Source organism: Psychrobacter sp. ENNN9_III, from assembly GCF_001462175.1.
Taxonomy (GTDB): domain Bacteria; phylum Pseudomonadota; class Gammaproteobacteria; order Pseudomonadales; family Moraxellaceae; genus Psychrobacter.
Window position 1 is genome coordinate 1 of record NZ_LNUO01000044.1, and the last position, 20,645, is coordinate 20,645.

Sequence of the window (20,645 nt, forward strand, 5' to 3'; positions counted from 1 at the left end):
CTGATGATTGGCAGCGTTTTTTGTTACCCAATAAAAGCTGTAATATAGATCGTAGCTATTCTGTACTGGGCTCAGTTGCGTCATCTACAGGATGGATAGGTCCTTGCATTAATTCGGGTTCATCATCATCACCAATGATATCTTCACCACTACTACCGCCCAGTAAATCGCGATAATTAATTTGTGCTTTTAGAATCAATTGATCTTCTTCAACCTCTCCGTAATTTACCTGTACCTTGTGTAGGGTACTCATGATTTTTTGGTTCTTCTTAAGCCAGCGATTGATATCGAGATAAATAATATCTTCTTTAGCACGAGCAATATTGATGTAAGTTAGGATTACGCCTAGAGGATCTTTTTTTAGGACGCTATGATAAAACCAGATAGCAAGTTTGACCCCTTGAAGCTTTAAGAATGATTCGCAGCGTAAGTTAAGCACATCTGTATAAGTCAGTTGTCCAAACACAAAACGCTGTACGTTACGATCAAGTTGAGCATGTACTAAGCTAAAGTTACCAGCTACTTCAGCATATATACCAGCAGCATTTACTGTACAGTATAGACGAAACCAGTCATCATGTAACTCAACTCTCAACTCTAAGATAGACTTAACATTGTCCGTGACGAACTTTTGCAATGCATCGTTGACGTATTTTTGCGCAACAGGCAAAGCCAATTCGTCATCAAGCTTATCGGCAGTTTTATTATAAATATTCTTAATACTTTGGGTTAGGCTCTCCCAACCATCACTAAATGATTCGTTGAATTGATAGCCAAGATTATCGGAGAAGTTGTCAAAGTTATCAAAGTTACTCAAACTTGTTATCCTTATGATTATAGTAGGATTATTTTTACTACATGATTGGCTGTCAGACGCTAATTGATAACGCAGATAGCACTATGACGAGTGAAAATAGTATATAGCAAAATAGCACGCTACAAAACGTAAGGCCTTATATTGTAGCAAATAACCTAAAAAACATAACGAAGAATACCAAGCAAACATACATAGTTGGGTCGTAACGCTTCTAGTCTCAAGCCTTATTTGCGTTTTGGCTATGATAAAGTGACATTATAGCGATATAACTGCTGCTCATGTTATGATGACGCAGTTACAACGATTGATCGGCATAATTATTGCTTATAAGAGGGCTACAATCTACATAATGCGGTATGTTCGTATCAAAACGATGACCGCTGTTTTTAAGCTTATAATTTGAGATTTATTGTGGCCCATATTAAAGACTCTCAAAGCTATCATTTTTCTACCCCTGCTGCGACGCGTGATTTTAGTTTACCAGTGGCTATTGTTATTGCATTATTAGTACATGGCATCCTTATTTTTGGCATCAGCTTTTCTATGGGACAAGATCCCGCCGCGTTGATGCAAGACGTGGCAAAAGCTTTGACAGACAATATGCAGCCAAACGAAGATGCTCATTATATTGCTAACGCTTCCCAACAAGGCAGCGGCTCAGTACGTCAACAAGTGCGACAAGAAAGCGTCCAAACAAGTCCATTAACCTCAGAGCAGATAAGTAAAACGCAAGATGTTATCAATCTGCAGCGCCAAGTACGTCAACAGCGTTATCAAGAGAGTTATCTACGTACCACTTTGAGCTGGCGTAAGGCTGATGTAGAAGCTGATAATGACAGCAAGCAAGCGCAAGATGATATGATGGCGCAAGAGGAGAGACTACGTCAGCAGATTGCAGCTTTAGAGGCGCAGTTGTCTCAACGTCAACAGGTATATGCTACCAAATCTAAAGTGGTGACCGTTGATAGCAATTCGACGACGCGCGGTGCTGCAGCAGACTATATCGAAACCTTCCGTGAACATGTCGAACGAGTTGGTAACTTGCACTATCCAGTGCAGGCACGTGCCCAAGGTATCACAGGTGAAGTGCGTCTTATGGTGATTATTAGCAATGATGGCAATATTAAAGCCATTCGCTTACTTGAAAGCTCAGGCTCGACGATATTGGATGAAGCTGCCAAGCAGTCAGTACGGCAAGCTGCACCCTTTGGCAAATTTACCGCAGATATGAGCGATATTGTTGAGCTTCGTTTGATACGTACCTATCGTTATAGTGATAAAGTAGAAGTAACTTATTAAATATAAGCGGACAAAGAACAACGGATTTATAGATAGAGTATAAAAGACTTATTGAACAAAATAGGGTATAAACTGTCAGGATAACCAGGTTAAGATACCAAAGCTATCAAAATAATAACTGGCATCCGATTGTGATCGTAAATCTGATAAACAAACAAAGCTACAGAATAAAGAGTCGGTATGGAATTTTTAGGTTTTACTATTGATGTTGCGACACTAACAAATAATGCATTAAGCTTAGTGTTTAAAGTGGCTTTAGCGATACTAATATTCGTGGTAGGGCGCTGGCTTGCCAAGAAGGCCGTGACATTTGCTCATAGTATCATGTTACGTAGCCGCTTAGATGATACTGTTGCCAGCTTTTTGGGTCGTCTTATGTATGGGGTGTTGCTGGTCATTGTGGTCTTAGCCGCACTGAGCAAAGTTGGTGTACAAACCACCTCAGTCGTTGCTATATTGGGCGGTGCTGCGGTCGCGATTGGTCTGTCGTTAAAAGATCAGTTGTCAAACTTTGCTGCTGGCATTATGATTGTGACTTTTCGGCCGTTTGTAACTGGTGACTATGTACAGATTAGCAGTTACACAGGGACAGTTACTGAAATTACTTTGGTTAATACCCATCTTACCACGATTAATAATCACGATATCATCATTCCGAATGGTGATATCACCACATCAGCTGTGATCAATTATACCGCGCTGCCAAACCGCCGCGTCGACATCACAGTCGGTATTGGTTATGATGCTAATATCAAAACCGCCAAAGAGGTCATGCTAAGCTTGGCCAGAAACAACCCGATGGCCTTTACAGATCCTGAGCCTATCGTGCGCGTGACCAATCTTGGCGATAACTCGGTAGATTTGACTCTCAATGTTTGGACAACCAATGCTGATTGGTGGACCATGCAGTGTGATTTGCTTGAGCAGTTTAAGTACGCTTTAGATGATGAGAAGATTGAGATTCCATTCCCGCAGCGTAGCGTCCATGTCAAAGGCTTAGATCAGATGATTAACCAGATGGGCCAATCACAAAAACTGCCCATGACCAAGGACTGATTATTTTAAGAGATTGATTAGGTCAAAAAACTGACCTCGTCAGAATCAAGCGTTTGGTAGATAGGGATTTGGTAGGTTGAGACTTGCCAAAATCTCTATCTCAAACCCTTCCATCTCCTCTTGCTCAGCTTGTCCAAGCTCATGATCGAAACCTAGTAAATGTAGCATACCATGTACCAGTAAATGGCTAATATGCTGCGTCAGCGTTTTTTCTTGCTCTATAGCTTCATGCGCCACGACTTCATGACAAATAATAAGCTCTCCCAGTGGCAGTGTTGGCATCAGCTCAATAATATTAACTGGCATCTCGCTTGGGTAAGACAAAATATTGGTCGCATAATCTTTGCCCCGTGCTTCCAAATTTAATTCACGACCTTCAATCTTGTCAGTAATATATATATCTAGCGCTTTAACTTTATCCTGCCATATCTCAAGGCTGATATCAGCGAAGTAGGGGAGCGTCAGTCCGTTCTCGAGATGTCTATCTATATATTTTAAAGTTGCAACCATGATTGGTAATAGACGATCTTCACTATAGTAACAACTGATTAACCCCTCATCGATACTATCAATAGCGCTGACATCAAGCTCAACCTTGTCTAGTTCACTTGTCTTTAGTACGTTTATATTATCGTTGTTAGATTGGTTCATAGCTTCACCTTAAGGAGAGGTATAGTTGATTCTAAATAAAACAGATACATTGTATGTCAACGTGGAACTGGTATAAATTTTTCTTGCGTGCTGTGCCTACGCCGACAGATGCTGCGTAAAATTCATCCCAGTCCCACTGTAACGTTTTTGTACTGAACTCACTATATTATGCTTATCAACACGCCCTACTTTTATTTAATGTTAATTAAAAGACCGGATCACTATTTTTAGTAATCCGGTCTTTTGAGTTAGACAGACACTGTTTAAAGATGCTTAGCTACAGCTTGGAGGCTGCATCAGCAATTGCCTGTCTACGTTCTTGCTCTGCAATACGCTCTTGTTTGCGTTTTTCTTCTAATAGCAGCTGTTCACTATCGAACACATCATAAGCTTCAACAATTTGCTGTACCAGCTGATGGCGTACCACATCTTTTGAATCGAACCTAGTGATATGAATCTCTTCAATACCGCTTAGGATATCTAGTGCTTGCGTCAGTCCTGACTTGGTACCGCGCGGTAGATCGACCTGTGAGATGTCCCCTGTGATGACGGCGCGTGAACCAAAACCTAAGCGCGTCAAAAACATTTTCATTTGCTCAGGCGTGGTATTTTGCGCCTCATCCAAGATGACAAACGAGTTATTCAAGGTACGACCACGCATATAGGCGAGTGGCGCAACTTCGATAATTTGACGCTCAATCATTTTACCGACTTTTTCAAAGCCTAGCATCTCATATAGTGCGTCGTATAATGGGCGCAAGTAGGGGTCAATTTTTTGTGCTAAGTCACCCGGTAAAAAGCCTAGCTTCTCCCCAGCTTCTACCGCTGGACGAACCAGTAAAATACGCTCGATCTCATTACGCTCTATCATATCGACCGCGCAGGCGACCGCAAGATAAGTTTTACCCGTACCGGCAGGCCCAATACCGAATGACACATCGGAGCTGAGCACGTTTTTTACATAACGCTGCTGATTGCCACCGCGTGGGATGATTTTGCCTTTACGAGTACGTAGACTAACAGGGGTAAAATCATTTGCCGAATCCAAATCGGCTGCATCGTCTTCATCATCGGCAGATTCTTGCTCATCTTCCATATCTTGCTCGCGCGAGATACTAGACTGAATGATAAGATGCAGCTCTTCTGCACTAATGTCTTTAGTATTTTGGGCTTCGTCAACCAGCTTATAGATGATACGTTCGCCGCGCTCGACCGCAGTCACATCACCGCTCAGGCAAAAGTCACCTTGGCGTTGAATAATCTTGATATCGAGGCGATCTTGTAGGTATTTCATGTGATTATTGTATTCGCCAAGCACGGTCTTAAGCTGCGCTGGAGTTAATGATTCAAACTTTATACGGCGGTTCATAGAATCAGTCAAGCGATTATCCTTGTATTTGTTGCCCATTATTGCTCTTCAACATCAGCAAAACTGTGGGCTTAATAAATAAAACAATGGTAAAAACTTATTACTTTTAAGTAGTAGAGAGATGACAGTAAAATCGTTAATTATATAGAAGATGATAAGTAGCTATCTTGTCTTTATTATGGTTGATAGTTTTTAAATTTCAAGCCATATACAAGGGTAGTTAGCTTGGTTTTTGTATGGGGATTGCAACACTTACAGTGGATAGCAGTTTTCTGTTGTATGAGGAAGTATTTATAGATAGTGTCATAATAAGCTTTCTGTAAAGGACACAGAAGTTCGGGCAATTTATGGTAATCTATCAGCTGTCCAAAAACGGTCTAGTCGTTATATAAAAGCCTTAGTAAACGATCAAATACCTATCAATTACTGAATAAAAATACTTAATAGGTGTGTATAACCGCTCTATCCAATCAGTTCCAATAGGAATAATAATGATACAAGATACTCATTCAACTATGTCAACCAAGACAAATGCTACGCATTCGAATACCGTCAATCAGGCTCTCGATACGAAAAATAATAAAACGGCAATCACCGACCAGCAAGTACTGATCGCAGGGGGCGGTCATGTGGGTCTGTCTTTTGCCTTGCTGCTCGCCCATCACGGTATCGCCAGTACTTTGCTAGAAAAGATGAGCTACCCAACCATTAGTCCAAACGATGACAGCACGCGCAGTCATTATTTGGACAGTCGCAACACCGCCCTGTCGCGGCGCACAGTACAGATTTACCAAGAGATTGGGCTGTGGGATGAGCTACAAAGCCATGCCTGCCGCATCGATGCGGTACAGATCAGCGAGCAAGGCAGCTTTGGACGTGCGCAGTTAAATAAGGCGGACGAGCAAGTCGAGTCGTTTGGGCAAGTGATGGAAAACGCTTGGCTGGGGCGTAAGCTACTACTGGCCGCGCAGCAGGAGTCGCTGATTAGTATCATTGATAATGCCAACGTCATCGCTGTCGAGCAGCAGCCTGATGGCGTGACGCTCAGCTTTAGCTACTACGGCGAAGAAGAGCACGAGCAGCAGCTGCAGGCCAGTCTACTGGTCGCTTGCGATGGCCGCGACTCTACCGTGCGCCAGCTATTAGACATCGGCACGACGACGTATGACTATCAGCAGACCGCCATCGTCGGTGTGGTAGAGACAGACAAGCCGCATGAGCATAAAGCGATTGAGCGCTTTAGTCCAGCAGGGCCACTGGCGGTGCTGCCATTGACCGACCCAGAAGGCGATGGCAATGAGGAATATCAAAAAGGCTACAGACGCTCGGTGGTTTGGGTCTGCCCAACCGGTGAAGAAGATAAATATCTAGAAAACGATGCGCATTTTTTGGCGACGTTGCAGGAGGCATTTGGCGATCGTGCTGGCACGTTTGTCAACTCTGGTCGCCGCGGTGCCTATCTGCTGACACGCGTACTGGCAGATAAGCAAGTCGCTGGCCGCTGCGTCATCATGGGTAATGCTGCCCACACCTTGCACCCAGTGGCAGGTCAAGGCTTTAATCTATGTATGCGCGATGCTCACGTACTGGCAAAAATGCTGAGCGCGCAAGTGTTGCGAGGCGAGGATATCGGTAGTCCGGCATTGCTCACGCGCTACGAAAAATCCCGACAAACGGACCAAAAACGCGTCATTCGTTTTTGTGATGCGGTCGTCCATGGCTTTACCCATCCCAATCCTGCCATCAAATTGGCGCGTAATATGGCACTGGTGGCGTTTGATAAACTGCCCAATATCAAACCGCTGGTGGCAAATTATGCAATGGGTTTAAAATCGTAATATAGTGAATCCTAAATAAGAAAAATACAGCTATGCCAGCGTGCTACTGGTATAAATTTCCCTTGCTTGCTGTGTGACTTTGTCACTCCAGAGGCTGCATAAAATTCATCCCAGTAGCACTGTGTTTATTTTATAGTGGAACGACTATCTCCATAACTAAAGTGATGCAAGAATTTTCAGTAGTACTTTGACCAGTAGCAGTGTTTATTTTTAAATGTTTAAAATGTTTAATACGTCCTGATATCGAGAGCTAACTTATGACAAACAACCATACACTCATTATCGGCGGCGGTATCGTCGGTGCGACGCTGGCGCTAAAGCTGGCACAAGCCAAAATGCCCGTGACCTTAATCGATGCGCGTCCTGCTCGAGATGAGTCTGCATGGCAACAGGTTCTTGGCAAGCGAGATGCCCGCGTTTATGCGATGAGCCGCGCCAGTATTGCGCTGCTAAAAGACGTAGGCGCTTGGCGAAAAATAGCACTATCGGGGCGTAAGGCGGATTACTCGCAGATGCAGGTATGGCAACTCAATGGTATGGGTGAGCTATTATTTGGTGATAGTGGCCGCAGTGCGCCAGAGCTGCTTGGCAGTATGGTTGAACCAGCGGTCATCGAATATGCCTTATGGCAGCGTCTGTCTGAGGATGATGTCAGTGATTATCTGACCGTCATCGCAGGGCAAAAAGTCGTCAATATGGACTGGCGCGGGATGCAGCAGGGCTACCGTGTGACGCTAGCGGACGGCGCTGCTATCGATACGCATCTGCTCGTCGGTGCCGATGGTCGTGGCTCGTTTGTCCGTCAGCAGGCGGCGATTGGGCTGGACACGCTTGACTATCAGCAAACCGCGATTTGCTGTGCGATTCAGACTGCCAAGCCCCATCAAGCGACCGCACGCCAAGCCATGCTACCGACCGGCACACTGGCTCTGTTGCCATTAGCGGATATCACTGATGAAGATAAAGCCAATCCGCAGCATTGGCAGTCCATTGTCTGGACACTGCCGCGCAATTATGCACTGGCTTTGCTCGAGGAAGACGAGCGCGAGATCGCTGATAAATTGGCCGCTGCCAGTCACTATGAGCTGGGCGCAATCGAGCAGATAGAGTCCATCGCCAGCTTTCCACTGACCGCGCAGCAAGCGAAGCGTTATGTACAGGACAATTTGGTGCTAATAGGCGATGCCGCCCATGGTGTGCATCCGCTGGCAGGTCAGGGGTTAAATCTGGGCATGCTCGATGTGAAGGCGCTAAGTGAGCAGTTGATGCACGACTATGCGCGCAGTGGCAATAAGCTGTGGGGCACGAACCAAACCTTGCGTAGCTATGAGCGTCTGCGTCGTCCGCATAATAGCCTGATGATGCACAGCTTTTCGGCGCTTAATTGGCTGTTTGCAGGCTCGCTTGCGCAGATGCGTCTGATTCAGCAGATTCGTAGCGAAGGCATGTACCGCGTGGGGAAAATTAAGCCGTTGATGAAACTGTTTGCGAAGCAGGCGAGTGGGGTTTAACTGAAAAGGAGTTTGCTATGAAAAAAAGTATATATTCGGCGATTATTATTTTTGGCAGCGCTTTGGTCTTATCCGCATGTCAAACTACGCCACAATTAGTAGCGGCTAATCAGCAAACGCCTATCGTATCGCCCGTCGTTCCAGCGGTTTTAGACTCAGATGGCGATGGCGTTCCTGACGACATCGACCAATGTCCTGCTACGCCGTGGAATGTAGTCATCGATGAAAGAGGCTGTCCCCATTCCTTACTTTTTGGTGAAAACGAATTTATGATGGAAGCTAGAGCCTATTATGATGAAAATAGCAGTGAGATAAAAAGTGGGTATTATGAACAGCTAGATAACGCAGGCAAAAAAATGCAAGATCATTTGGACGCTGTCATGCGTGTTGAAGGGCATATATCCAAGCGTGAAGAAACTAGCGCCAATCAAACATTATCAAGATACCGTGTGGAAGGGATTAAAAATTATATGATCATGAAACATAATATTGATCCTGATCGTATTAAGACCGTTTACCATGGATCAGAGCGCCCGATTGCGCTAAATGATGCCGAAAACAGTTGGCTCAACCAGCGTATTTATGCGCTTATTAGTAATGTTGAGTAATATATTGAGCATTTTAAAAAACGTGAAAGTGATGATAGGCAAGGCCTTTAGTTATTCTAGATGAAGAGAGCGTAATAATGACCATTAAAACCCATCGCACGTTGTTGTTACTAGCAGCATCTATAATATTAGCTGGCTGCCAAACTACCGAAACTGTACCGCCCAAAACTATACCGCAATATGAAAACATCAGGACGATGCAGGCGGATAGCGATTTAGATGGCGATGGTGTGCTTGATGATATAGATGAGTGCCCTGAAACGCCACCTAACGTAGTGGTCGATGCTAAAGGCTGTAAAATAATAATTGAGGGTGGTGATGCACTCGAAATGGAGTTTAGGGGATTTTTTCTACCTATGAGCAGTCAACTACCTGATATTTATAATGCAGATTTTATAAAAATGGCAGAGAAAATCAATGAGTATCCAGAAGCCAGTGTTTTTATTTTTGGTCATGTAGCCACTAATGAAATGGATGAAGATACTGTAGTGACGCTCGGTTTCGATTCTTTATCACGCAATCGCGCCCTTAGTATCAAAAACACGTTAGTCTTGCAACATGATATTGATCCTAAGCGTATCCGTACTTATGATTGCTCAAATAAAATCTTAGTTAAAGAAACAGACTATATAACCCCTAGTTTTAAAGCACTTAATCTTAACGGCCTTGAGGCAAAACAACGCCGCGCGACATTAATGGCGAGTAGTTTAGTCAATGATTTAATGAATCTTAAATATAAATCTAATATTCAAAGATATGGTGGATACGCTAAGCACTGTAAGCCTTTTGAATAATGGCAAATTTTGATAAACCGTCAAAATTTAACCTTACCCCAACGCCGAAAACGCCACCATCAGTACGGGCGAGACAATATTAATAATAAAGCCAAAACTAATCGCCAGTGGCACAACTTTTAGGCCACCTGATTGTTGAATGATAGGCAAGGTAAAATCCAAACTGGTCGCGCCTCCAAGACCTACTGAAGCTGATGGATATTTACGCATAAACACGGGAATAAATATCAAGGCAAAAAACTCACGTATCAAGTCATTAAATAGCGCCACACTGCCCCAAATCGCCCCATAAGCATCGGTCATGACGATGGCCGATAGCGAATACCAGCCAAATCCAGACGCCAGCGCCAAGCCTTTGGTCCACGATACATCGCTAAATATCAGCGCAAAGACAAGGCCGCCCACCAATATCGATAACGTAAAGATAATACTCATCTCAACCCCGCGCTTATTGAGCAGAACTTCTTTTAGGGTGATGCCTGAGCCTTTGAGGCCGATACCGACCAATAAGATCAATATCATCAGCATGACGGTCATGGTGTTTTCAGGCGGCATATAACCTGCCGGTAAAAAATAACCAATCACCATGCCAATCACGACACAAATCACTTGTGCTAAGCTACCGCGGATACTGACGCGGTGCTCTTTGGATTTGACGCTGGGTTTTTTGGCATGCCACGGGCGCAGACGGTCAAAAAGCATAAGCGCAAACAAGCCACTGCCAATGGTCAGTATCGATAAGATGGTGACATATAGGGCGATTTCGCCTATTTGGTTACCCAGCCCTTCTACTTGTGACAGCTCAATACCGATAAGGGTTAAGATGACATAAACCAAGTACGACAAGCCTTTATCAGCAAGCCTAGTCATTTTAGGATTAGAGGGGATGGCAAAGCCAATAAACATTGGCATTAATACCAAAACAAGGGTAACTAGGCTTTGCATGATGATGTGCTCGCAGCTTTTTGAAGGCATTTTTAGGAAGCTGGAGATTGTATCATATTAGGCTATAAATGCTGGAACGAGTGGACAAAAATTGCCATATTCTCACTATTTTATAGGGCGCCAACGGTTGATTCCGAATGATTATCTTGGTGGCTATATTTTTGACTGACTATAGCAAGTTTATCAGATCCATCAATATGGCTAGGCAGACTGTCTGATAGAGGGTTAATCACACTCACTTTAGGTTTGCTCGCTAAGTTTGGATAATCCTTGCGGTAATGCCCGCCGCGACTCTCATGACGCTGATAAGCCGACTGTATAATTAAGGTCGCTAACTGCAACTGTCTTGCTAATTGAAAGTAAGGCAAACCATTTAGAATAGCGGCCTTATCCTTATTACCGATAGCTATTTGATTGGGGTTTACGCAGTTAAGCTGCTGCTGCCACTTCTGAATTTGTACCAGCGCTTGTTCTAATTGCTCGGCGCTACGAGTGATGCCCAGATGCGAGGTCATTAACGCTTTTAATAGGGTGGTTATGCCAGCGATGTCAGTATTTGTACTGGTGCGGACATTGACGTTGTGATGGTCATTAGCATGGCGTTGGTATTCAATGGACGATGGCAAGGTAATACGCTGACAGTCTGCCAGCATCGGCGGGGTCCAAATATCATAGATGGACTGCTCTGAGTTAGTATAAATGGACGTGGCATCTGGTTTTTTAGTTGCTTGTAGATAGCGCGGGATATCGGCGGCGATATGGCGCCCGACCACCACGCACTCTAGTAACGAGTTACTGGCCAAGCGATTGGCGCCGTGTAGGCCTGTATAAGCAACCTCTCCCGCCGCATAGAGCCCTGTCACATCGGTCAAGCCATTAGCAGAAGTAACCACGCCGCCGCAGCTATAATGCGCGGTGGGGGCAACTGGGATCGGGTTGGTGGTGATGTCGATGCCAAGGTCTAATAGTGTTTGATAAATCTGCGGAAAGTGCGCTTGTAGAAATGGCGCTGGCAAATGACTGACATCAAGATAAACATGGCCAAGTCCATTGATGCTAATTTGCTCGGCGATAGCACGAGCGACGATGTCTCGCGGTGCTAACTCTGCGCGTGCGTCAATATCTAGCATAAAGCGTTTACCCGTCTGCGGACAATATAACCTTCCACCTTCGCCGCGCAGGGCTTCAGAGATTAAAAAACTACTGTCATCAAGCGCCAAACCTGTCGGATGAAATTGGATAAACTCCAGATTTGCCAAGCGGCAACCTGCTTGCCATGCCATCATCACGCCATCGCCGACACAGACATTGGGTGCGCTGGCACGTTTAAACAACTGTCCTAGACCGCCACTGGCCAACACCACTGCGCGACTATAAAAAGTCAGCGTGCGCTGGTTGTCATGATCAAAAACAAGTGCACCTCGGCAATGATTGTCAGTATTTTTTAGCAGATGAAGCGCTTCATGATAGGGCAGGATGGTGATATTAGACGCCGCTTGCGCTTTTATAACGAGGGCTTCCATAATATGTCGGCCAGTGGCATCATCAGCATGAGCGACGCGCCGGCAGCCATGGCCGCCTTCTTTGGTCAAGTGTAAGTCGCTGGTTTGTAAGGCTGTCGTCTCAAAGCCTCTCTGATAAAGGGTTTTAAGCCTGTTTAATGTCGCTATTTTTTCTGCTGGCGCGTGTTGTTTTGGGAGGCGAGTAAAGGGCACGCCTTGCTCGCACAGCCATTGCACCGCTTGCTCGCCTGAGCTTAGTATCTCTGTGGTGTTTTTTGCCTCGCACAATCCTGCGCCAGCGATGAGCGTATCAGCGATATGATCAGCGGCGCAGTCTTTGGCATCCAAACTTGCCGCGATACCGCCTTGAGCATAATGACTGGAGCAAACGTCCAGCGCCGCTTTACTTAGTATCGTCACGTTAAGTGTTTGCGGTAAGGCCAGCGCCGTGCTCAATCCTGCAAGACCTGCGCCAATGATCAACACATCTGTGTGTCTGACGCCATGGATATCATCAGCAGGGGTGCTTGTATTAGCGGCTGTATGCGCCTCACTCATATTAGGCAGCTCCAACGTTAGCAAATAGTGCGCGGTCTTTGACAATGTCACCGCTCGCTGTCACGCGTTTCTTTTGCGCTTCGGCAAAATCAAGCATGCGTTGTAAAGGCTTTTTGGCGGCCGCTGCCAGCTCAGGCGTCAACATGACCTCACCGCTTCGCTGCGTCAGACACTGCTCGATGCCTTTTAGGCCATTCATCGCCATCCACGGGCAAAACGCGCAGCTCTTACAGCTGGCGCTGTCGCCAGCGGTCGGTGCGGCCAAAAAGCGCTTGTTTGGCGAGCGTTTTTGCATCTCGTGCAAGATGCCCAAATCGGTCGCTACGATAAAGGTCTCGGCATCTATCTCATAGGTCGAGCTGAGCAGCTTACTGGTCGAGCCGACGATATCAGCGAGTGCGACCACGCTATCGGGCGACTCTGGATGCACCAGCACTTTGGCGTCTGGGTGCTCTTCTTTTAATTGCAGCAGCTCGGTCGCCTTAAACTCATTGTGCACAAGACAAGAGCCTTGCCAGAGCAGCATGTCTGCGCCAGTCTCACGAGCGATATATTTGCCCAAATGACGGTCAGGCCCCCAAATGATAGGTTCACCTTGCGCATGTAAATAACGGACGATATCGATACCGACAGAGGAAGTCACCACCCAGTCGGCACGCGCTTTGACCGCGGCGCTGGTATTGGCATAAACCACCACGGTACGCTCAGGATGGGCGTCGCAAAATGCGGCAAACTCATCTGCAGGACAGCCCAAATCAAGCGAGCATTCCGCTGCTAAATCAGGCATCAGGACGGTCTTTTCCATGCTTAGAATTTTTGCTGACTCGCCCATAAAGCGCACGCCTGCCACTACCAATGTCTGCGCTTCATGTGCTTGTCCAAAGCGCGCCATCTCAAGCGAGTCACCGACACAGCCACCAGTCGCCAAAGCCAAATCCTGGATAAAAGGATCGACATAGTAATGAGCGACGAGCACAGCGTTATGCGCTTTTAGCAAGTGCTTGATATTTTCTTCAACCGCCAGCCGCTCAGAGCGTGGCAACTCGGTAGGTATCTTTGCTCTGGCGTATTCGGTGGTCATCTGAGTGGCGATGCGCTGGTCGGTACTCATGATAGGGGCGTCGTACGGATAAGTTTTCATAGCTGCAACCTTTCCTTTGGTGCGATAGTGACACATCATATGTCGTAATATTAGGGTGATTTGCTGAAGCAAAATCATAAATTGTTTTAATTATGCTCATTTTGAGCATAAAAACAAGGGGTTTTTTTATGATTTTTCTAACTGTATTAAGGCGTGAGGCTCGGCTGATGTTACAGCGACAGACTATGATCGTCTTAGATTCGAGCTATACTAGGGCGTATCAATGTTATATAGATAAACGGTGCTAACGACTGCTGTAGCAAGGCTGTTTTGATTGTATACTGAGTTTGTTTTTGTACTCAGCTTGTTTATGTACTGAGTTTAATTTTCTACCGAGGATGATAAATACACTTATGACGTTGTCTTATTCACATGCGCATCAGCAAGGCAGTGGCACCACTGAAGTGGTTGCCGTACTCGTTGCGATTACTGAGCATACCGCCCGTGTCCTAACGGTCGATCAGGGCAAGCTGTTGCCCAATGGGCCACTGATGCCGCTGCATCGCTCGTTGCAAGCAGGGGTGCGCCAGTGGGTGGAGGAACAGACGCAGCAGCCACTTGGGTATTTAGAGCAGCTTTATACCTTTGTCGATACCAATAGACGCAATGTCGATGGTCATGCTTTAGTGTATGTCAGCTATCTAGGGCTGGTGCAGGAGACGCAGACGCCAAAGCTGCCAAGCCAAGCGCTATGGCGAGATTGGTATGATTACTTCCCTTGGGAAAACCACTTAGATGGTGCGCCAAGTATCATTACCTCGTTTATTGTACCAGCGTTATTGGCATGGGCAGAGGAGGCAGATGACGCTATCACCCAGCAGCGGCGACGTCAGCGTATTGAGCTGTGTTGGGGCATCGGTGAAGCACATGTGATAAGCCAACAGTCCCCAAGCTTGGGTGCCAGCGCGGCCAGTCGGGAGCAGCTTCCAGAAAATAGAGAATGGGTCGCTGAGCATGTGTTGCTGCGCTATGAGATGCTTTATGAAGCAGGATTGATACCTGAAGCGCCAAGCTATCCGCCAAGCTACTTATCCAATGTGCTAACCGATCTGCCCAAAAACTGGTCGCAGCTGATAGGTGAGCCGATGTATTACGATCATCGCCGCGTGATTGCCACTGCCATCTCTCGATTACGAGCCAAGATAGAGTATCGGCCACTGATTTTTGGTTTGATGCCCGATGTGTTCACTTTATCGCAGTTGCAACAAAGCGTAGAGGCGTTATCAGGTATGCGTCTGCATAAGCAAAACTTTCGCCGCCTGCTTGAGGCACAAAACCTAGTGATGGAAACAGGAGAGAGCAGTAGCGCCCAGCGCGGCCGGCCCGCCAAGCTGTATCGTTTTCGACATGATATCGAGTTACAAAGCCTGCTTATGGATAGCAAGCTGCCCAAACGCAAATAATTAAATGACATTATTTTATTGCAGGGCGGGGTGCTTTACGCTATATTTATGCTCATTTTGAGTCTAAAAAATGACCGTGATACCAGTGATATTATTGCTATTTGTGATGATATCACTGGCGATGACATATTTATCAGGCAAATGCGCAACGATAAGGATAACCGATGACAGGCAAACAAGAACCAGCATTAAATGAGGTGTTGCTACGCCCTTTAGTAGAGGCCGCTCTTACAGAGGATTTGGGCAGGCGCGGCGATATCACCTCACAAGCAACTATCCCAGCAGATATGCAAGCGCAGCTACAGATCAAAGCGCGCCAAGCAGGGGTTATCTGCGGTATGGATTTGGCGCGATTGGCCTTTGATATGGTCGATACGCAGATTGGTTTTGACGCTCAGGTCGCTGATGGTGAGAGGGTTAAGGCGGGGACAGTGCTGGCAATCGTTCGCGGTAATGCGCGTCATTTGCTCACTGCTGAGCGTACCGCGCTCAACTTTATGACGCACCTGAGCGGTATCGCGACCGCGACACGGCAGATCGTCGATAGTGTGGCTGCATACCCTGCGCAAATCACCTGTACGCGCAAAACCATTCCTGGCCTACGGACGGTACAAAAATATGCTGTACGCTGCGGCGGCGGGCGTAACCATCGCTTGGGGCTGGACGATGCAATTTTGATCAAAGACAATCATATTGCGATTGCAGGCGATATCGCAACTGCCATCAAGCAAGCGCAAGACTTCGCCGGTCATCTGATTCCGATTGAGGTAGAGGTCGACACCTTAGCGCAGTTAGCGCAGGCGCTTGATGCGGGCGCAAGCTTGGTATTACTGGACAATATGACGCCTGATGTTTTGGCGCAAGCGGTGGCTATGTGCCAAGGCCGCGCCAAGACAGAAGCTTCGGGAGGCATCACGCCTGAGACGGTGCAAGCGGTCGCCCAAACAGGGGTGGATTTCATCGCCATGGGTTATCTGACGCACAGTACCACCGCGCTCGATATCGGTCTTGATTTTAGCGCTTAATTACCGTTTAATTAATGATGATTTTCTCATTACTGAGGCGGGCAAATATTAACCAAAGTTAATGATTTAATTAGGTTATCTGCCTATGCTACAATACCATTGCTAACCGCCTATTGGGTCATCGTTGCACTCGCACGATGACCTTATCTTTTTGCCTGGTTTTTACCGATAGACAAGCGAGCGCTCAGTGAATACTGAAATTATCAAAATTATCTTAGCTTTTGTGGTATTGATTAATCCATTTAGTGCGCTAACACTGTTTTTAGACTTGACTCGCGGCTACTCGATGATCAATCGACGTAAAGTTGCACGTATTGCTTGCTTGACCATTTTTATTACTATCAGCTTTTTTACCGTAGCAGGCGAGACCTTGCTTAAGTTACTGGGTATCTCTATTGGCTCATTTCAGTTGGCAGGTGGCATATTAGTTTTTTTTAATCTCCCTTAATATGATGAATGGTGATGGTAACCCAGTAAAGCCCGATCAAGAAAACTTCGATGTTGATCATATACAAAGCGCTCCACCAAGCACTGCTTCAGCTGTCGTACCTCTCGCCATTCCTATGATGATCGGACCTGGTGGCATCTCAACGGTTATTATTTATTCCTCACAAATTTCAGGTATCTTACGAGTCTCAGCGGTTCTTATTGCAGGCTTTTTGATCAGTCTTTTCTGTTATTTAGCACTGATGGCAGCAGGGCGTATCAGCCGTTTGTTAGGTGATACTGGGCTTAATATCATGAGCCGAATCATGGGTATGTTGCTTGCAGCGGTTTCTATTGAAATCATCGTTAGCGGACTACGAACGTTATTCCCCGACCTAATATAGAATGTATGAGCGTTTAGTCACCTAATCATCTAACCTTTTACTTCTACTCAAAAGCCATCGTATTCGTATACTCTTGCACTAAAAATAGTAGAAATCCTGTTTTGTTTAACAACGCCTTAAGTTCTGGTTTTGCTCATTAATAACCAACTAGCAGTGCTCCTAAACACCATTGATAATTTTGTGTTATAGTAATTGTCCACTATTTTTAGCAGGAGTTGATCTTGAGTAAGAACAGAATTGCTATTTTGGGTGCAGGTCCAAGCGGTTTAGCACAGCTACGTGCCTTTGAAGCGGCTCGCTTAGCAGGTGTAAAAGACTTACCTGAAATAGTTTGTTATGAGAAACAAAACGCTATTGGCGGTATGTGGAATTATAGCTGGCGGACAGGTTTGGATAGAAACGGTGAGCCTGTACACGGTAGTATGTACCGCTATCTATGGTCAAATGGTCCAAAAGAGTGCTTAGAGTTTGCAGATTACTCTTTTGATGAGCACTTTGGTGAGCCTATTCCCTCATATCCTCCACGTGAAGTCCTAAAAGACTACATCATGGGCCGTATTGATAAGCAAGATATTCAAAAGTATATTCGTTTTGAATGCCCAGTACGTTGGGTGGCTTTTGACGATGACACGCAAAAATTCACCGTGACGGTGATGAACCATAAAACCAATGAACAAGAAGTTGAAGAGTTTGATTATGTCGTGGTTGCGACGGGTCATTTTTCAACGCCAAATATGCCGTATTTTACAGGTTTAGAGACTTTCCCAGGTCGTATTTTGCATGCTCATGATTTTCGCGATGCATTAGAGTTTAAAGACGAAGATATCTTACTGATTGGCAGTAGCTATTCTGCTGAAGATATTGGCACGCAGTGCTATAAGTACGGTACCAAATCAGTCACCATCAGCTATCGCACGCAAGCGCTTGGTTATGACTGGCCAGACGGTATTAAAGAAGTGCCGTTAGTGACGCATTTTGAAGATGATGTGGCGCATTTTGCAGATGGTACCAGTCAACAATTTGATGCTATCATTATGTGTACCGGCTACCTATTTCATTTCCCATTCTTGCCTGATGAGCTGCGTCTACAAACACACAACTGCCTATATCCAGCCAACTTGTATAAGGGTATCTTTTGGCAGCCTAACCCCAAGCTTATCTATCTAGGAATGCAGGATCAATACTTTACCTTTAATATGTTTGATGCCCAAGCATGGTATGCACGTGATGTAATGATGGGCAATATTGAATTGCCTGACTTGGCGACACGGCAAGCAGATGAGCAAAAATGGCTCGCTACTTATGATAAATCCGTAACGGTTGATGATTCTATTGATTTCCAAGCCGCATATATTCGCGACTTAACAGATGCGACTGACTATCCTGAGTTTGCAGTAGAGAAGCAAGGCGAGATCCTAAAAGAATGGCAAGAGCACAAAAAAGACGGCATCATGACCTTTAGAGAAAAGGCTTATCGTTCTACTTTGACAGGTACACTAGCACCTGAATTGCCAGAGCCTTGGTTAGATGTTCTTGATGACTCATTAGAGCACTTTTTGAACTTAAGCTTTGTTCAGCCTAAAAAACGTAAAAAGGCATCATAAACCGTAAATTATAAATCGTTATCATTATTAACCAAGCATGTTCAATGAATGTGTTTGGTTTTTTCGTTTTTGCAGCCTTTATTGATAATTGTATTTACTCCCTGGTTTAACTTTGATATAGATGCCAAGCCAAATACAGCATCAGTATGCCGACCAAAGCATCTAGTATATTCCACGCTTTTGGTTTGGCAAATAAGGGTCTGAGTAATCGTGCGCCATAGCCTAGTGCAAAAAAGAAAAAGAACGAGGCACTGACTGCCCCAGCTGCAAATACAACTTTACTGTCTGCTCCTGTTGAAACCATCCCAACTAGCACCAATGTATCTAGATAGACGTGTGGATTGAGCCAAGTAAAGCCAAAGCAGAGGAGTAGCGCCTTCTTTAGACTGGTGACCACTTGTCCATCGACATCAAGAGCATGTGATAGGCGCACACTGGCATACAAGCTTTGTAACCCATACCCTAATAAAAATATAACACCAGCGACTTTGGCAATATCGACCACTTTTGGATAGCGTGCCGTGACTGCACCAAAACCGCCAACGCCAGCAGATATCAATATTGCATCACTGAGGGCACAAAACAGGCAGACGAAAAATATATGCTCGCGTTTAAGACCTTGCTTTAAGACAAAAGCATTTTGTGAACCGATGGCTATAATGAGTGATAAACCAAGTAAGAAGCCAGAGATATAATCGGGAGCATTCATAATATGATAGTGATTCATGTTTTGGGGTGTAGGAATGTTGACATTTTGCGTACTGGCAGCGCTCTAAAAAGCTGTTAAGATACGCTATTGATTTAATCTATGCAATACAAGATAAACACAATCTGACTGCAAGGAATGAGGGGCACAGTACGTCATGGTCGTAAGTCTGACAAGAATGCTACAATCATTTGGCCAAGCTCAAGATGACTTGCCAACACTCGCGGCACAAAATGTCCAACAGACAGCGGGCAGTCCTGAGTTAAATACGACTAAGGCCAGCGATCAAAGCAGTAGTGAGCATTCTATATTGACCCCGCCTGAGCGTGCAGATCGTATCTGTGCGGCGCTGGCACAAGTTAATGATATTCAAACGTCAACACCGTTAACTGATCGTTATTTGTCCAATCGCTCTCAGATGCGCCCGGCGAATAGACCTCCTTTTGACCCAGATACGTTATGGTATCTAAAACATGGAAGCTGTCCGATTATGACTGAGCTTGTTGATGTGGTCGATGAAGCCACCCTAAATGCGATGCCGATTGAGGCTGTTGCAATACTAGACCGAATCAACGGTAAGCTTAAGCGCTACCGTGAGTGGAGTAGTGAGCTTAATGAGCAGCAACAACAGCAGCACAACGAACGTCAATTTGTCATTGATAAACTGATATCTGAGAGTATCCCAGAGGCATTGCATCATTATGAGCAACTTCAACGTTTTAGCCCGCACCGTACTAAGAATAATATGGTACAAGGAAAAATGACGGCAGGCGATATGTTGACAGATTTGTTTTTGGAGATTGATTACGAGCTTGATGAGTTATTGGATGAGTTGCATCAAACGGTTATGGATCGTCTTGCCTCAACCCATCGCTACGTAAAAAGCCGCACCCAAAGCTGACGTTACCAACATAAAGTAAGTTAGTAATAATAAAGATAATGTATTTGATGCATAACAATATAAGGCTTTAATATAGCCTGCACACAT

17 protein-coding genes and 1 pseudogene are annotated in these 20,645 nt (G+C 45.4%); 11 read left to right on the forward strand and 7 right to left on the reverse strand.

The features are described from left to right. Window positions 1-55: 55 nt before the first annotated feature. Entirely contained in the window at window positions 56-817 is a 762-nt protein-coding gene (locus PENNN9_RS03505) for a hypothetical protein (RefSeq protein WP_227511707.1), read from the reverse strand. Window positions 818-1,228: 411 nt separating this feature from the next. On the opposite strand from PENNN9_RS03505, the gene PENNN9_RS03510 reads away from it, so the two are divergent. Continuing rightward, window positions 1,229-2,116 (forward strand): energy transducer TonB, encoded by an 888-nt coding sequence (locus tag PENNN9_RS03510; protein WP_058368360.1) that lies wholly within the window; start codon window positions 1,229-1,231, stop codon window positions 2,114-2,116. A 180-nt stretch (window positions 2,117-2,296) separates the two neighbouring features. After that, window positions 2,297-3,172: a mechanosensitive ion channel family protein gene (locus PENNN9_RS03515; protein WP_058368361.1), complete on the forward strand. Its 876-nt coding sequence runs from the start codon at window positions 2,297-2,299 to the stop codon at window positions 3,170-3,172. Between the two features lie 45 nt (window positions 3,173-3,217). Here PENNN9_RS03515 and ybeY read toward each other — a convergent pair whose 3' ends face one another. Both ybeY and PENNN9_RS03525 read right to left on the reverse strand, forming a co-directional pair. Beyond that, window positions 3,218-3,823, reverse strand: coding sequence for an rRNA maturation RNase YbeY (ybeY, locus tag PENNN9_RS03520; protein ID WP_058368362.1), 606 nt, complete (start codon window positions 3,821-3,823; stop codon window positions 3,218-3,220). Window positions 3,824-4,100: 277 nt separating this feature from the next. Beyond that, window positions 4,101-5,192, reverse strand: a complete 1,092-nt coding sequence (locus PENNN9_RS03525; RefSeq protein WP_058368371.1) for a PhoH family protein — start codon at window positions 5,190-5,192, stop codon at window positions 4,101-4,103. 491 nt (window positions 5,193-5,683) lie between these two features. On the opposite strand from PENNN9_RS03525, the gene PENNN9_RS03530 reads away from it, so the two are divergent. From PENNN9_RS03530 to PENNN9_RS03545, 4 genes are all read left to right on the forward strand, one after another. Continuing rightward, on the forward strand, window positions 5,684-7,030 hold the full coding sequence (locus tag PENNN9_RS03530) for an FAD-dependent monooxygenase (RefSeq protein ID WP_227511708.1): 1,347 nt from the start codon (window positions 5,684-5,686) through the stop codon (window positions 7,028-7,030). 257 nt (window positions 7,031-7,287) lie between these two features. Continuing rightward, complete coding sequence (locus PENNN9_RS03535; protein WP_058368363.1) at window positions 7,288-8,541, forward strand: FAD-dependent oxidoreductase; 1,254 nt, start codon at window positions 7,288-7,290, stop codon at window positions 8,539-8,541. A 17-nt stretch (window positions 8,542-8,558) separates the two neighbouring features. Continuing rightward, window positions 8,559-9,149, forward strand: a complete 591-nt coding sequence (locus PENNN9_RS03540; protein WP_058368364.1) for an OmpA family protein — start codon at window positions 8,559-8,561, stop codon at window positions 9,147-9,149. A 77-nt stretch (window positions 9,150-9,226) separates the two neighbouring features. Then, the gene (locus PENNN9_RS03545; protein ID WP_058368365.1) at window positions 9,227-9,943 is read left to right on the forward strand and encodes an OmpA family protein; all 717 of its coding nucleotides are present in this window, start codon (window positions 9,227-9,229) and stop codon (window positions 9,941-9,943) included. A gap of 33 nt (window positions 9,944-9,976) precedes the next feature. Here PENNN9_RS03545 and PENNN9_RS03550 read toward each other — a convergent pair whose 3' ends face one another. From PENNN9_RS03550 to nadA, 3 genes are all read right to left on the reverse strand, one after another. After that, the gene (locus PENNN9_RS03550; RefSeq protein WP_058368373.1) at window positions 9,977-10,888 is read right to left on the reverse strand and encodes a lysine exporter LysO family protein; all 912 of its coding nucleotides are present in this window, start codon (window positions 10,886-10,888) and stop codon (window positions 9,977-9,979) included. A 110-nt stretch (window positions 10,889-10,998) separates the two neighbouring features. Continuing rightward, the gene (locus PENNN9_RS03555; RefSeq protein WP_082637974.1) at window positions 10,999-12,948 is read right to left on the reverse strand and encodes an L-aspartate oxidase; all 1,950 of its coding nucleotides are present in this window, start codon (window positions 12,946-12,948) and stop codon (window positions 10,999-11,001) included. Window position 12,949: 1 nt separating this feature from the next. After that, window positions 12,950-14,089, reverse strand: coding sequence for a quinolinate synthase NadA (nadA, locus tag PENNN9_RS03560; RefSeq protein ID WP_058368366.1), 1,140 nt, complete (start codon window positions 14,087-14,089; stop codon window positions 12,950-12,952). Window positions 14,090-14,442: 353 nt separating this feature from the next. Between nadA and PENNN9_RS03565 the strand changes: the two genes are divergently transcribed. From PENNN9_RS03565 to PENNN9_RS03580, 4 genes and pseudogenes are all read left to right on the forward strand, one after another. After that, complete coding sequence (locus tag PENNN9_RS03565; protein WP_058368367.1) at window positions 14,443-15,492, forward strand: NUDIX hydrolase; 1,050 nt, start codon at window positions 14,443-14,445, stop codon at window positions 15,490-15,492. Between the two features lie 164 nt (window positions 15,493-15,656). Further along, the gene (nadC, locus tag PENNN9_RS03570) at window positions 15,657-16,517 is read left to right on the forward strand and encodes a carboxylating nicotinate-nucleotide diphosphorylase (RefSeq protein ID WP_058368368.1); all 861 of its coding nucleotides are present in this window, start codon (window positions 15,657-15,659) and stop codon (window positions 16,515-16,517) included. Window positions 16,518-16,704: 187 nt separating this feature from the next. Next, window positions 16,705-17,347: pseudogene (locus PENNN9_RS03575) on the forward strand (MarC family protein). 221 nt (window positions 17,348-17,568) lie between these two features. Further along, window positions 17,569-18,951, forward strand: coding sequence for an NAD(P)-binding domain-containing protein (locus PENNN9_RS03580; protein ID WP_058368369.1), 1,383 nt, complete (start codon window positions 17,569-17,571; stop codon window positions 18,949-18,951). 106 nt (window positions 18,952-19,057) lie between these two features. On the opposite strand, the gene PENNN9_RS03585 is transcribed toward PENNN9_RS03580, so the two are convergent. Further along, window positions 19,058-19,660: a LysE/ArgO family amino acid transporter gene (locus tag PENNN9_RS03585; RefSeq protein WP_058368370.1), complete on the reverse strand. Its 603-nt coding sequence runs from the start codon at window positions 19,658-19,660 to the stop codon at window positions 19,058-19,060. A gap of 175 nt (window positions 19,661-19,835) precedes the next feature. Here PENNN9_RS03585 and PENNN9_RS03590 point away from each other — a divergent pair, with 175 nt between their 5' ends. After that, window positions 19,836-20,558, forward strand: coding sequence for a hypothetical protein (locus PENNN9_RS03590; protein ID WP_058368374.1), 723 nt, complete (start codon window positions 19,836-19,838; stop codon window positions 20,556-20,558). Window positions 20,559-20,645: the final 87 nt, after the last annotated feature.

What these genes read in the sequence shown, in the direction of transcription:
- PENNN9_RS03590 (WP_058368374.1), top strand. Translation starts at nt 19,836, where the DNA reads ATGCTACAATCATTTGGCCAAGCTCAAGATGACTTGCCAACACTCGCG.
- PENNN9_RS03555 (WP_082637974.1), bottom strand. Translation starts at nt 12,948, where the DNA reads ATGAGTGAGGCGCATACAGCCGCTAATACAAGCACCCCTGCTGATGAT.
- PENNN9_RS03530 (WP_227511708.1), top strand. Translation starts at nt 5,684, where the DNA reads ATGATACAAGATACTCATTCAACTATGTCAACCAAGACAAATGCTACG.
- PENNN9_RS03540 (WP_058368364.1), top strand. Translation starts at nt 8,559, where the DNA reads ATGAAAAAAAGTATATATTCGGCGATTATTATTTTTGGCAGCGCTTTG.
- PENNN9_RS03565 (WP_058368367.1), top strand. Translation starts at nt 14,443, where the DNA reads ATGACGTTGTCTTATTCACATGCGCATCAGCAAGGCAGTGGCACCACT.
- PENNN9_RS03525 (WP_058368371.1), bottom strand. Translation starts at nt 5,192, where the DNA reads ATGAACCGCCGTATAAAGTTTGAATCATTAACTCCAGCGCAGCTTAAG.
- PENNN9_RS03585 (WP_058368370.1), bottom strand. Translation starts at nt 19,660, where the DNA reads ATGAATGCTCCCGATTATATCTCTGGCTTCTTACTTGGTTTATCACTC.
- PENNN9_RS03545 (WP_058368365.1), top strand. Translation starts at nt 9,227, where the DNA reads ATGACCATTAAAACCCATCGCACGTTGTTGTTACTAGCAGCATCTATA.
- PENNN9_RS03535 (WP_058368363.1), top strand. Translation starts at nt 7,288, where the DNA reads ATGACAAACAACCATACACTCATTATCGGCGGCGGTATCGTCGGTGCG.
- PENNN9_RS03515 (WP_058368361.1), top strand. Translation starts at nt 2,297, where the DNA reads ATGGAATTTTTAGGTTTTACTATTGATGTTGCGACACTAACAAATAAT.
- nadC (WP_058368368.1), top strand. Translation starts at nt 15,657, where the DNA reads ATGACAGGCAAACAAGAACCAGCATTAAATGAGGTGTTGCTACGCCCT.
- ybeY (WP_058368362.1), bottom strand. Translation starts at nt 3,823, where the DNA reads ATGAACCAATCTAACAACGATAATATAAACGTACTAAAGACAAGTGAA.
- PENNN9_RS03550 (WP_058368373.1), bottom strand. Translation starts at nt 10,888, where the DNA reads ATGCAAAGCCTAGTTACCCTTGTTTTGGTATTAATGCCAATGTTTATT.
- nadA (WP_058368366.1), bottom strand. Translation starts at nt 14,089, where the DNA reads ATGAAAACTTATCCGTACGACGCCCCTATCATGAGTACCGACCAGCGC.